This is a genomic window from Neisseria mucosa (assembly GCA_003028315.1).
GTDB lineage: Bacteria > Pseudomonadota > Gammaproteobacteria > Burkholderiales > Neisseriaceae > Neisseria > Neisseria mucosa.
Window position 1 is genome coordinate 712,368 of the sequence record CP028150.1, and the last position, 12,926, is coordinate 725,293.

At 50.4% G+C, this 12,926-nt stretch carries 12 protein-coding genes; 8 read left to right on the top strand and 4 right to left on the bottom strand.

The features are described from left to right. Positions 1-53: 53 nt before the first annotated feature. On the bottom strand, positions 54-962 hold the full coding sequence (locus NM96_03530) for a peroxidase (protein ID AVR78536.1): 909 nt from the start codon (positions 960-962) through the stop codon (positions 54-56). A 132-nt stretch (positions 963-1,094) separates the two neighbouring features. On the opposite strand from NM96_03530, the gene NM96_03535 reads away from it, so the two are divergent. Both NM96_03535 and NM96_03540 read left to right on the top strand, forming a co-directional pair. Beyond that, positions 1,095-2,180: a metallophosphoesterase gene (locus NM96_03535; protein AVR78537.1), complete on the top strand. Its 1,086-nt coding sequence runs from the start codon at positions 1,095-1,097 to the stop codon at positions 2,178-2,180. 205 nt (positions 2,181-2,385) lie between these two features. Beyond that, positions 2,386-2,982 (top strand): hypothetical protein, encoded by a 597-nt coding sequence (locus NM96_03540; GenBank protein AVR78538.1) that lies wholly within the window; start codon positions 2,386-2,388, stop codon positions 2,980-2,982. 464 nt (positions 2,983-3,446) lie between these two features. On the opposite strand, the gene NM96_03545 is transcribed toward NM96_03540, so the two are convergent. Both NM96_03545 and NM96_03550 read right to left on the bottom strand, forming a co-directional pair. After that, entirely contained in the window at positions 3,447-4,301 is an 855-nt protein-coding gene (locus tag NM96_03545; GenBank protein ID AVR78539.1) for a prolipoprotein diacylglyceryl transferase, read from the bottom strand. A gap of 111 nt (positions 4,302-4,412) precedes the next feature. Continuing rightward, positions 4,413-5,543, bottom strand: a complete 1,131-nt coding sequence (locus NM96_03550) for a hypothetical protein (protein ID AVR78540.1) — start codon at positions 5,541-5,543, stop codon at positions 4,413-4,415. A 93-nt stretch (positions 5,544-5,636) separates the two neighbouring features. Between NM96_03550 and NM96_03555 the strand changes: the two genes are divergently transcribed. Both NM96_03555 and argB read left to right on the top strand, forming a co-directional pair. Then, positions 5,637-5,801 carry a pseudouridine synthase gene (locus NM96_03555; protein ID AVR78541.1) on the top strand — a complete coding sequence of 55 codons (165 nt, stop codon included), beginning with the start codon at positions 5,637-5,639 and terminating at the stop codon, positions 5,799-5,801. Between the two features lie 51 nt (positions 5,802-5,852). Continuing rightward, the gene (argB, locus tag NM96_03560) at positions 5,853-6,743 is read left to right on the top strand and encodes an acetylglutamate kinase (protein ID AVR78542.1); all 891 of its coding nucleotides are present in this window, start codon (positions 5,853-5,855) and stop codon (positions 6,741-6,743) included. 148 nt (positions 6,744-6,891) lie between these two features. On the opposite strand, the gene ppx is transcribed toward argB, so the two are convergent. Beyond that, positions 6,892-8,400 (bottom strand): exopolyphosphatase, encoded by a 1,509-nt coding sequence (ppx, locus tag NM96_03565; protein ID AVR78543.1) that lies wholly within the window; start codon positions 8,398-8,400, stop codon positions 6,892-6,894. Between the two features lie 282 nt (positions 8,401-8,682). Here ppx and NM96_03570 point away from each other — a divergent pair, with 282 nt between their 5' ends. The 4 genes from NM96_03570 to NM96_03585 all read left to right on the top strand — a co-directional run bounded on the left by NM96_03570 (position 8,683) and on the right by NM96_03585 (position 12,782). Further along, a complete protein-coding gene (locus NM96_03570) occupies positions 8,683-9,312 on the top strand; it encodes a transglycosylase (GenBank protein ID AVR80258.1) in 630 nt (209 codons plus the stop codon). Between the two features lie 129 nt (positions 9,313-9,441). After that, complete coding sequence (locus NM96_03575; GenBank protein ID AVR78544.1) at positions 9,442-10,824, top strand: MFS transporter; 1,383 nt, start codon at positions 9,442-9,444, stop codon at positions 10,822-10,824. A gap of 3 nt (positions 10,825-10,827) precedes the next feature. Beyond that, a complete protein-coding gene (locus NM96_03580; GenBank protein AVR78545.1) occupies positions 10,828-11,343 on the top strand; it encodes a single-stranded DNA-binding protein in 516 nt (171 codons plus the stop codon). Positions 11,344-11,492: 149 nt separating this feature from the next. Continuing rightward, complete coding sequence (locus NM96_03585; protein AVR78546.1) at positions 11,493-12,782, top strand: site-specific integrase; 1,290 nt, start codon at positions 11,493-11,495, stop codon at positions 12,780-12,782. The last annotated feature ends 144 nt before the right edge of the window (positions 12,783-12,926 follow it).

The window sequence follows — 12,926 nt, forward strand, 5'->3', positions numbered from 1 at the left end:
TTCAGACGACCTTTCGTCTTAGGATTTCAATATTTCACATCGGCAACGCGGTTTTATAAATTTTGCAAACGCTCGACCGAAGGGGCGTAGTAATATGCGCCGGAAATAGCAGTCGAGAGATGCTTGAGCAGCAGGTCGGTTTTGCCGTCGGCATCGCCGAACATGTGCAAAAGCTGTACTTCGATGTTGTGCAGGGTGTGGCAGTAGGCAGTGAACATCAAGCCGTGTTCGCCGCTGAGTTTGCCGAAGGGCAGACTGCGGCGGACGATTTTCAGACCCACGCCGTTTTCTTTCAGGTTGACGCGGCCCAAATGCGAATCAGGTAGGCGCACGTCTTTGCTGAATTCTTCGTTGGTTTCTTTGCTGCGGCCGACGCTGGCTTCTTGTTCGGCAATGGGGACGGCATCCCATTTTTTCAGGTCGTGCAGGTATTTTTGCAGCAGGACGTAGCTGCCGCCGGCATCGGGTCGGCCTTCGGGAATAATGGCGACTTCGCGGACTTCATCATCGCCTTGCGGGTTTTCAGTGCCATCGACAAAGCCGTCCAGTCCGCGGTCTTCATACAGGCGCAGGCCGTGTTCCTCGGTGGCGATGCTGATGCTGTTGCCGAATGCGGCAAAGACGGATTGGGCGAGCGCGAAGGCGGCTTTTTGGCGGTAGGCTTGGATGTGGATATAAATATCGTGTTGGGTTGAGGGGGCAAGACCGTTGCCCATGACGGGGAAGGGCTTGATTTCACTGCCTTCTTCTGCGTGTCCGAACGCTTTCCATGCGTCGCTGCCGAAGGCGATGGTCATGCCTAAAATGTCTTCCGGAAAGCGGGTTTTGATTTTTTCCAAAGCTTCAAGCGAGCTTCGGCAGGCGGTTTTGATGTCGTCGTAGCGACCGTCGCGGATTTCGGCTTCGATGAATATGCCGGCTTGGGCGTGATCGGGGATGATGGCGGTTTGCGGGCGGTTCATTGTCTTTCCTTTTCGGTTTATTGGATTTTTCAGGCGGTATTATAGCACTTAAGGTTTTCAGACGACCTCGTCTGAAAGGGCGGATATGATAGAATCCGCCGTTTGTTTTTTGATTTTCAACAGGTTCGCTTTATGTTCGGTACGATGTTTTTGATTATGATTGTATTGCTCCAGCTTTTCACGTTCGGACTGGGGCGTTCGTTGCAATGGCTGTTCGCGCCGGTGGTCGGCAAGGCGGGCAGGCGTTGGCTGATGGGGGTGTCGTATTTCGTGACTAACGGCCTGTTGGCGGGGCTTTTGTTGGAATTGGGACATTTTATGTTCCGCATCATGGCGTTTTGGATGGTGTTGCTGCTGTTTGTGATGTATGCGGCATTGGCGACGTTTATCCTGTTTCTGCTGCTGCGCAAATTCGTGGCCATCCGGTCGCTGTCGCGCAGCCTGCGCTTGTTTGCGCCGCTGTTTGTGTTCGGCTTGGTCGGCTTGGGGATGTACAACGCCTATACGCCCGTTGTCCGTCATCAGACTATCGTGATCGATAAGAAAATGGACAAACCGCTGCGTATCGGCATGGCAAGCGACCTGCACTTGGGGATTTTGTTTGGCGCGCGGCAACTGGATAAGCTGGTGGACATTATGAACCGTGAAAAAGTCGATTTAATCCTGTTGCCGGGCGATTTGATGGACGACAACGTCGATGCCTACCGCAAAGAGAATATGCAGCCGCATCTGGGTCGTCTGAAAGCACCGCTGGGCGTTTACGCGACTTTGGGCAATCACGATATGTTCGGCGACAGCGCGCGCATCCGCCATGACCTTGAGGCGGCGGGCATTACCGTACTCGGCAACCAAGTGTTGCAACACGATGCTTTCCTGCTCGTCGGCCGCAACGACGATGTGGACCACGACCGTCCGTCTGTTTCTCAGTTGCTGGAAAACCACAATACCGACCAGCCCGTTTTGCTGATGGATCACCGCCCGACCGAAGTCGAGGCGCACGCCAAGCTGCCTATTGACGTTCAAGTTTCCGGTCATGTCCACAACGGTCAAATCGCGCCGGCAAACCTGATTGTGCGCACACTCTACCGCCTTGCCTACGGCTACGAGGAAATCGGCGGAAGACATTTTTTTGTTACGTCCGGCTACGGTTTCTGGGGGATTCCGCTGCGCTTGGGTTCGCAGTCGGAAGTGTGGGTGATTGATGTGAAGGGGAGGTAATTTATTGAAATTAAAATATAAGGTGTATGAAAAAGGTCGTCTGAAACAAAATTCGGACGGCCTTTTTTATGACTTATGGGCAAAAAAATCTATTTGGGTTATAATGCCATCAAACTAAATCAAATTTGCAAATTGACTATTGTTTTTTTAAAAATCTGCAAAATACTCAACACATTACTTCAATAAATAATCAAGGATGAGCATTATGGGAATCATTAGTCTTATTTTCATCGCCGTGATATTGGGCTTTCTGTTGATTAATTTCAAGCAAAAACTCAGCCGTTGTAAAAAAGATTACCAAGAATCTTTCGTTGCATTGCGTATCGCTTTGGCGTGTAGGCATCAGGCAGTCAGGCATGTTTTAGATGCGTCAAAAATCTACCTGGGGCGCGAAGGTGACGATATGGATAAAGGTTTGTTGTCCGCTTGTAGCGATGCAGAAGCGGTATTGAGCCAGGCATCCAAATCTTTTTCCCCGGAATCGCTTTCCCGCCTGTGCAATGCGGAAGCAGAATTAAACAAATTGCTCCGAAGCTTGCAGGAAGCTTTGGAAAAAAACTTAAAACAACGACCCGACGAAGGGTTGAAAAGCCAGCTTGAAATGCTGGATGCAGCTGAAAACGACGTTGTTTCCGCGCGCCGTGCTTACAACCGCTCCGCAGAACGCTACAACCGCATACTGAGAAAGTCCACGAGCGGAATTATTGCGAAGGTATTGGGCTATCATGTCAAAGCAAGCCTGATTAAATTTGAAGACAACAATGGCCCTCAAATGAGCAAACATTTACTGGCTCGTTCGTAATCCTTATTTGAAAGTATGACGGGTTTGGATGGGACTCCCTTATCGTCATCATCCCTTGTCCGATAAAAAGGTCGTCTGAAAACCATGTTTCAGGTTTTCAGACGACCTTTGTTTTTCAAAACGGAATCAACCGCCGCATGCGCCGCAGCAACCGCCTTCGCTGTGTCCGCCGCGTTTTTCTTCGTTGTTGACTACGGGCAACTCGACTTCTTCAGACTGTTCTTTTTTGTCTTCGGGCAGGTCGTTGACTTTGATTTTGTTTTCTTCTGACATTTTGGGCTCTCTTTAAAAAAGATGGAAAGGTGTACCACGATACCATCGGGCGGCGGATAAACCAAGTCGGATTTAAGATTTTTTGCGATTCGGTTTGATGAATCGCAAATCGTGCCGGTTTGGAATAGCTGACGTGATAACGGAACGCTGGTTATCGCGTCCCGTTTGGGTTTTCAGACGACCTTTGGGCATCAGTTCAGGCGATTTTTCTTACCGAACCAAACAAAACCGATGGCACCCAAAACAATCATCGGAACGCTTAACCATTGTCCCATCGACAAGCCCAAGGTGAGCAGGCCGAGATAGTCGTCGGGCTGGCGGGCATATTCGGCGATGAAGCGGAAGAAGCCGTAGCCGCCGAGGAAGAGGGAGGCGACTTGTCCGGTCGGACGCGGTTTTTTGGAGAAAATCCATACGACGATGAAGAGGCAGATGCCTTCAAGGGCGAATTGGTAGAGTTGCGAAGGGTGGCGCGGCAGGACGTGGTATTGCTGCATCCATTCCGCCCAAAGCGGGTTACGCACGGCGGCGTTGAGGTCTTCTGCGTGCGCTTGCGGGAAGCCCATTGCCCAAAAGGCGTTGATGTCGGTAATGCGGCCCCAGAGTTCGCCGTTGATGAAGTTGCCGATACGGCCGGAAGCCAAACCCAGCGGAACGAGCGGTGCGACGAAATCCATGGTTTTCAAGGTACTGATTTTGTGTTTGCGGCTGAACAGCCACATGGCAATGACGACGCCCAAGAAGCCGCCGTGGAACGACATGCCGCCTTCCCAAACTTTGAGCATTTCAAGCGGATGGTCGAGGTAGTATGAGAATTTGTAAAACAGGATATAGCCGAGCCGTCCGCCGAGGATGACGCCCAACACGCCCCAAGTCAGGAAGTCGTCGAGCATTTCTTGGGTAAAGGCGGTGTTGCCTTGTTTGATGCGGCGGCGGCCCAGCCATAGGAAGAGCATAAAGCCGACGATATAGCTGAGGGCATACCAGCGGATGGCGACTGGTCCGATACTGATTGCAATGGGGTCAAACTGCGGATGTATCATCATGATGTGTGTTCCTTATGGGAAGGGCGGTTTATGTGTTTTAGCCCGACAAAGGTCGTCTAAAAATGCCGATTGGGATTTTCAGACGACCTTTTGTGTGATAGGGAAAAATAATTATCGTAAATCATCGACAACGTTCAAAACAGCCGACAACATGGCTTCGCCCAAACGCAGGGAGCGTTGGCCGTTCCAGCCGAAGTCATCGTCGGGCAGGTTGGCGTTGTCTTTAAACGGCATTTCGAGCGTATAGGCGAGGCAGTCGAAATGATTGCCCACCCAGTTGGTCGCGAGCGTCATGTTTGCCTGACCGGGCGCATCTTTTTCATAGCCGTATTCGTCTTGGAAGTCGGGGCTGGCGGAGAGCAGGGCGGTTTTGAACTGAGTTTCCAACGCGGCAATGCGCGGATTGTAGTTCGGCACGCCTTCCGTACCGGCGACAAAGACAAACGGCAGCCCTTCGTCGCCGTGAATGTCTAGGAACAAATCCACGCCGGTTTCCAGCATTTTTTCGCGCACGAGGAAGACTTCCGGGCTTTTTTCCAAAGTCGGGTTTTCCCATTCGCGGTTGAGGTTTGCGCCGGCAGCATTGGTGCGCAGGTTGCCCAATACCGAGCCGTCGGGGTTCATGTTCGGCACGATGTAGAAAGTGGCGCGGTCGAGCAGGGTGCGCGCGGTCGGGTCTTGCGGATCGAGCAGGCGGCCGAGCAGCCCTTCGATAAACCATTCCGCCATCGTTTCGCCCGGGTGTTGGCGGGCGATAATCCAGATTTTCATGTCGCTTTCGACTTGGTTGCCGATGGTCAGCAGATTGATGTCGCGGCCTTGCACCGTGCTGCCCAAGTCGTCGATGCGGCAAAGCCCGCTGCCTTGCGCGTCGCCCAAGAGGTTTAAATGCTGCTCGTGGGAGTAAGGCTCGAAATAGGCGTAGTAAACGCTGTTGGAGAGCGGCGTATGGTTGATGGTCAGCACGCCGTTTTCGTATTCGGTCGGGACGCGGAACCAATTTTGACGGTCGTAAGAGGCGCACGCCTGATAATCTTCCCAGCCTTGCGGATAAGCCGAATCCGCCGCGTTTTCAAAGTGCATCACGCAATTCTGGTAGGCCGCACCTTGCAGGCGGAAGTAAAACCATTGGGCGAAATCGGAAGCGTTGTCCGGACGCAGGGCGAGGCGGATATTGGCAGGGTCGGTCAGGTCTTTGACGACGACGGAGCCGGCATCAAATTGAGTGCTGATTTTAATCATGGGAAAGTCCTCGGTATATCGGGCGAACCGGATAACCGTTGTTTGAAAAAATGTGTGGGCGATAACCGTATCCGTCGGCGACGTCAAACCGATATGCCCGAATCCGTTGATTCTACCATTCCGACGGGCGCGTTCTCAACCGATAAGGGGCGGGGAATGTTGTTTCAGACGACCTTTGACGTTAAGATAGGGCAGATTCACTTTAAATCAGGACAAGACGGCGAGGCAGCAAACAGTTGCGAAGCTGATTTTTACTGATTCAAAGGTAATCCGCTATAATGATTAAATTGTTAATAATGAGACACGATTATGAGCGAATCCCACTCCATTTCAGCAGCCGATAAAGCGCGCATTTTAGCCGAAGCCCTGCCGTATATCCGCCGTTTTTCCGGCTCCGTCATCGTCATCAAATACGGCGGCAACGCCATGACCGAGCCTGCTTTGAAAGAGGGCTTCGCCCGCGATGTCGTTTTGCTCAAACTGGTGGGCATCCATCCCGTCATCGTCCACGGCGGCGGCCCGCAAATTAATGAAATGTTGGAAAAAATCGGTAAAAAAGGCGAATTCGTGCAAGGCATGCGCGTGACCGACGGCGAAACGATGGACATCGTAGAAATGGTGTTGGGCGGCCATGTGAATAAAGAAATCGTCTCGCTGATTAATTTGCAGGGCGGACGCGCGGTCGGCGTAACTGGACGCGACAACCACTTCATCAAAGCGAAAAAACTGCTGGTCGATACGCCCGAACAGGCAGGCGTGGACATCGGACAAGTCGGTACGGTCGAAAGCATAGACGTTCGCCTGATTGAAGGATTGATTGAACGCGGCTGCATCCCCGTCGTCGCGCCCATCGGCGTCGGCGAGAAAGGCGAAGCGTTCAACATCAACGCGGATTTGGTCGCAGGCAAACTGGCGGAAGAGCTAAACGCGGAAAAACTGCTGATGATGACCAATATCGCCGGTGTGATGGACAAAGAAGGCAACCTGCTGACCAACCTGACCCCAAGCCGTATCGGTGAATTAATCGCAGACGGCACGCTCTACGGCGGTATGTTGCCCAAAATCAGCTCCGCCGTCGAAGCGGCAAGCAACGGCGTCAAAGCCACCCACATCATCGACGGCCGCCTGCCCAACGCGCTTTTACTGGAAATTTTCACCGATGCGGGCATAGGCTCGATGATTTTGGGCGAAAGGTCATAACGGCCCGCAGATGAGTCAAGGCTTGCCGAACAGCAGGCCTTGTAAATGCCCGAATACTAAATACACAAAAGGTCGTCTGAAAACCTGTTTCAACGTTCATAGAGAATGCTGAAACGGATTTTCAGACGACCTTTTTGCCATTTTAACCCTATTGGGGCTGCACATTGAAAGGCATATCGATCTTTTGCCATTGCGCGCTTTCGTAGTCGAGCGCGGCGGCGATTAGGGGGTGTTGTTCGAGCCAGTTTTGGCTGATGCGCAGAATGAAGCCCTTGCCGGTTTCGTCGGCGCGCAGTTGGGTTTGCGGTGGCAGATCCAAAGGCAGGCGGGCGCGGCAGAAAAGTGCAGCAAGGCGCAGGGAAAGGACGGCGTACCAAAGCATTTCGCTGCTGCCGACGATGTCTGCCATTTTTTTCATGTCGCCGCGGTGTCCGATGACCAGTTGCGCGAGTATGGTTTGCTCTTTGCGGGAGAAACCGGGCATATCGGCGTTTTCGAGGATGTAGGCGGAGTGTTTGTGGTAGCCGGTGTGGGCGATGTCAAGTCCGATTTCGTGCAGTCTGCCTGCCCAGCCGAGGTATTGTTGCCATTGGGCAAGGTCTTGGACGGTTACGTTTTTTGCGTGGCACAGGCTGTCCATAAAGGCTTGCGCGGTTTCGGCGACGCGTTTGGCTTGGTTGAGGCTGACGTGGTAGCGGTTTTGGAACTCGGCGGTCGTCTGATCGCGCATATCTTCGTTCAAACCGCGTCCAATCAGATCGTAGAACACGCCGTCGCGCAAGGCGGCTTCGGTAACGGTCATTTTGGTGAGTTCGAGTTCTTCAAACGCGGCCATCATGACGGCCAATCCGCCGGCAAACACTTCCACACGTTCGGGCTTGAGGCTTTCAAATTTGGCTTTTTTGACGGAACCGGCTTCAATAATACGGTCGGCGAGGTAGCGCATGCCTTTGTAGGTAATGTCGGCTTCTTGGGGCAGCTCGGCGGCGATGAGGTCGCGGATGGATTTGGCGGAGCCGGAGGTGCCGATGGCGAAATCCCAACCTGTACGCTTCATGAGTTTGCTGATGCGCTGGATTTCGTTGCGTGCGGCGGAGATAGCGGCTTGGAAGTCTTTGGCGGTGATTTTGTTTTGGAAAAAACGCAGGCTGTAAGTGACGCAGCCTAAGGGCAGACTTTCGGTAGCGAGCGGCTGGAGGTCGGAGCCGATGACGAATTCGGTCGAGCCGCCACCGATGTCGATGACGAGCATTTTGTCGCCGTTGGGCGGCAGGGTGTGGACGACGCCGGTGTAAATGAGGCGGGCTTCTTCACGGCCTGCGATGATTTCGATGGGGAAGCCCAGTGCGGCTTCGGCTTTCGGTAGGAATTGGGCGATATTTTTTGCTACGCGGAAGGTGTTGGTTGCCACGACGCGCACTTGTTCGGGCTTGAATCCGCGCAGCCGTTCGCCGAATTTTGCCAAACAGTCCAAGGCGCGCTCTTGGGATGCTTCGTCGAGGTTTTTATGTTCGTCCAAACCGGCGGCAAAACGCACCATTTGTTTGAAGGAATCGATGACTTTCAGTTGTCCGTTGTTGTTTTCGCAAACTTGGAGGCGGAAGCTGTTGGAACCTAAATCGACTGATGCCAGGACGTTGGTGGGCGTAGTGGTCATGAAGAAATACCGGTGGATAAACGAAGCTCTAATGTTACTCTGTCCCGCCGTTGATTGACAATATCGCAGATCAACTTTAAACCGCCGCAATATTGCACCGTATTGATGTATCACGCATTGTCTGTTTCAAGTCAATCTGCTCATCAATGATGTACGCCACCTTTGATTCCGCACGGAGATATTCTTATAATACCCGTTTTGCAAACGTCAAAAGGTCGTCTGAAAACAAAAAATAGGGTTTTCAGACGACCTTTAAACCGACTAAAACGAATGACAGTACACATGAAAACGGAAAACCTGATCCTCACGCCCGAATCCCCGTCCCGCCGCCGCTTTTTACTGGCTGGCGGCGCATTGCTGCTCAGCCCTGCCGCCGCACTCGCCGGCGCGCAACGCGAAGAAACGCTTGCCGACGATGTCGCTTCGGTTATGCGCAGCTCCATCAACAATGTCAACCCGCCGCGCCTCGTGTTCGCCGATCCAAGCGAAGGCGAACGCTGGCTGGCGGCGATGTCCTCCCGCCTTGCCCGCTACGTTCCCGATGCTGCCGAACGCCGCCGCCTGCTGGTCAACATCCAATACGAAAGCAGCCGCGCGGGGCTGAATACCCAAGTGATTTTGGGTTTGATCGAAGTCGAAAGTGCGTTCCGCCAATACGCCATCAGCGGCGTGGGCGCGCGCGGGCTGATGCAGGTCATGCCGTTTTGGAAAAACTATATCGGCAAACCTTCGCACAACCTGTTCGACATCCGCACCAACCTGCGCTACGGCTGCACCATCCTGCGCCACTACAACAATATCGAAAAAGGCAACATCGTCCGCGCTTTGGCGCGATTCAACGGCAGCCTGGGCAGCAACAAATACCCCAACGCCGTCTTGGGCGCATGGCGCAACCGCTGGCAATGGGGCTGACCGCGGGGTATAAACGGCTGCGGTCCGTGCAAATGCAAACCCTTTTGAATCCTGTATAATCCGCACATCTGATAATTTTAAAATTTCAGACGACCTCAAAATTCTACCGGGTCGTCTGAAAAACCGTTTATGGCAAAAGACACCCGCATCCAAATGTTCCCGCACGAATGGCGTGCCAGCACCACCCTCTCCGGCGTTTACGCACTGCGTATGTTGGGGATGTTCTTGGTTCTCCCCGTTTTGTCCTTATATGCCGCCTCGTTGCCCGGCGCGGAAAACAACAAAACCTTGGTCGGTCTGGCAATGGGTATCTACGGACTGACTCAGGCTTTGCTGCAACTGCCTTTGGGCATCGCCTCCGATAAATTCGGACGCAAAAAAACCATTTATGTCGGACTGATTGTCTTTGCCGCCGGTAGTTTTCTCGCCGCTGCCGCCAACTCATTGCCCATGCTGGTTGCCGCGCGCGCCATTCAAGGGGCGGGCGCAGTTAGCGCCGCAGTGACCGCGCTGCTTGCCGACTTGACCCGAGACGGCGTGCGTACCCGCGCAATGGCGATGATAGGTTTGAGCATAGGTTTGACCTTTTCCGTCAGCCTTGTGGTCGCCCCGATGATTGCCGATATTATCGGCGTTCCCGGATTGTTTATGCTGACCGGCATCCTGACCGTCATCAGCATAGGCGTTGTCGCTTGGATGACTCCTGATCCCGAAGTATCAAAGCTGCACGAAGACACACAGGCGCAGCCCTCTCGCATGGGCGAAGTCCTCCGAGACCGCCAGCTTCTCAACTTGGATTTCGGCATTTTCGCGCTGCACGCCGCACAAATGGCGTTGTTTACCGCCCTGCCTTTTGCCATGACGCAGCTCGGTTTGGAAAAAATCCAGCATTGGAAAGTCTATCTGCCCTCGACCATCGCAGGGCTGGTGATTATGATCCCCCTCATCATCATCGGCGAAACCCGCAACAAGCTCAAGCAAGTCTTCATCCTCGGCATCGCCTGCATCGCAGCGGCGCAAATCGGCTTATTGTTCGGCATGCACTCGATTTGGCTGATTACCGCCTATCTGGTTGTTTACTTTATCGGCTTCAACGTATTGGAAGCCAGCCTGCCGTCCATGGTGTCTAAGATTGCACCGGCCGATTTGAAAGGCACGGCGATGGGCGTTTACAATACCATGCAGTCCGTCGGGCTGTTTGTGGGCGGCGCAAGCGGCGGATGGCTGTTTCAACAATACGGCTTTGCAGGCGTTTTCACCTTTTGCAGCGTATTGATGCTGTTGTGGCTGGTCATCGCCATACTCGCCCCCGCGCCCAAACCCGTCAAAAACCTCAGCTATCCCGTCAGCCCCGCATGGCAGGAAAAACACGATTCGCTCTACCAAGCATTGTCCCAAGTCGAAGGCGTCGAAAGCATTACCTTCAGCGCAGACAAACAAACCATTTACATCAAGGCGTTGCAAAAAGGATTTGACCAAGAGGCCGCCGAAAACATCATCACAGGAGTTTAAAAAATGTCATTGAACAAAGTCATCCTTATCGGCCGTCTCGGTCGCGACCCCGAAGTCCGCTATATGCCCAACGGCGAAGCCGTCTGCAATTTCAGCGTCGCCACCAGCGAAACCTGGAACGACCGCAACGGCCAGCGCGTAGAACGCACCGAGTGGCACAACATCACCATGTACCGCCGTCTCGCCGAAATCGCCGGACAATATCTGAAAAAAGGCAGCCAAGTATATCTGGAAGGCCGCATCCAAAGCCGTAAATACCAAGGCAAAGACGGCATCGAACGCACCGCATACGACATTATCGCCAATGAAATGAAAATGCTCGGCGGCCGCAACGACAACAGCGGCGGCGCACCTTACGACGACGGCGGTTACAGCCAAGGCGGCTACCAACAACAAGCGCCGCAGCAACAATACCAAGCCGCCCCGCAAAACCAAGAACCCCCTGCCGCCCCCCGCCGCCAAGCTCCCGCCGCACCGGCAGCCCCTGTCGAGGACATCGACGACGATATTCCGTTCTGAGTTACATATAAGAAGAATATGTAAAATATAATTCAAAAGCACCAAGAGAAGCCCTTTAAAACAGGGCTTCTATTTTTTTACATTAATCTTTACAGATTGCATTGAATTCGTTAGTATTTATATATATTAATTTTGCAAATTTAAGCATCATGTATAAATTGGAGACGGTCCTTTTCCAAAATGGAGAACGTTTTCCCCTTTTGGTTAACAAAGAAACAGGGATACCTGATTTCTATTCGACGTTATGGGTTACAGTAGAACTGCGGTATCACTGTGCTGTAAATACGATTAGGAATAAATTAGGGGTTATACAGTGGCTAATGGATTGGGAACAGAATAATAAATTAATCATTAGCGAAATGCTTCAAAAAGAAATAGTTCCTACTGAAAGTGAATTAGAGACTCTTATCAGGCATATGAAGCTGAATGCAGTAAAACAAAAAAAAACTAATTGTACGAAAAGAAAAATTATAAAAAAAGTACAAACTCAATTTATTAAAATTTTTCCATCTGTTTCTTTAAATCATCAGTACAATAGGCTAACAGTGCTTTCAGAATATATTTTATTCTTATCTAAAGTAATTAGAGTTTCTAGTGAATACCAAGAAAAGTTAGCTAATTTGCTTTTATTAATTAAAGCTTCAAAACCTAAAAATCATAAAAATTTTACTGTAAGAGTAAATGAAGATTTATCTAATGGATTGTTAGATGAATTTATGTCTATTGCTAATTATTCTAACCCTAATAATCCATTCCAAAATATAGGTATCAAAAAAAGAAATTACCTGATGTTTATATTATTAAAAGAACTAGGGATAAGACGTGGAGAGCTTTTATCAATCCAGATTCCATTTATCGAGATAGGAACAACTAAACCATTTATTTTAATAAGACGAACTCATGACGATAAATTTGATTCAAGAAAAACACAGGCTGTAAGTAAAACTAAAGAGAGACGTCTTCCTATTTCACAGAAAATAGCTCAACTCATTGATGATTACATTATGAATTACCGTTCTAAAATTCCAAATGCAAATAAACATCCATATTTGTTCGTAACTCATCGGAAAGGGAAAACTCAAGGGAATCCTATTAGTACAAGTTCATTTGATAATGTTATTGTGCCAACAATGAAAAAAGTTGATCCAAAATTTTCTGTTATTCATCCACACATTTTTCGTCATGAGTGGAACTTAGATTTTTCAAAAAAAATAGATAAAAACAATCAGAATGTAAGTAATGATTTTTACCATAAAGATTTTATTTCACCAGAAAAAGAAGCAAAAATGAGGCAACACCTTATGGGACATGTATCAGAAAAATCTGGAGATGTTTATAATCAACGTTATATTCGAGAAAAAGCTAATAAAATACTATTAGAACTTCAAACTGAGTTTCAAAAAAAAGTTGACAATTATGAGCCAGAAGAAAATTCTTAGACAATCAAGAGATGGATATGCGTTTTATGAAAATGAAAACTCTTGGCGTATAAGTAAAGATATTAAACTAAATTTCTCTCAAGCTGTATTGAATATAGATAAAAAAACATTAAATAGCTTTAGAAAAACATTAGCTATCTATGC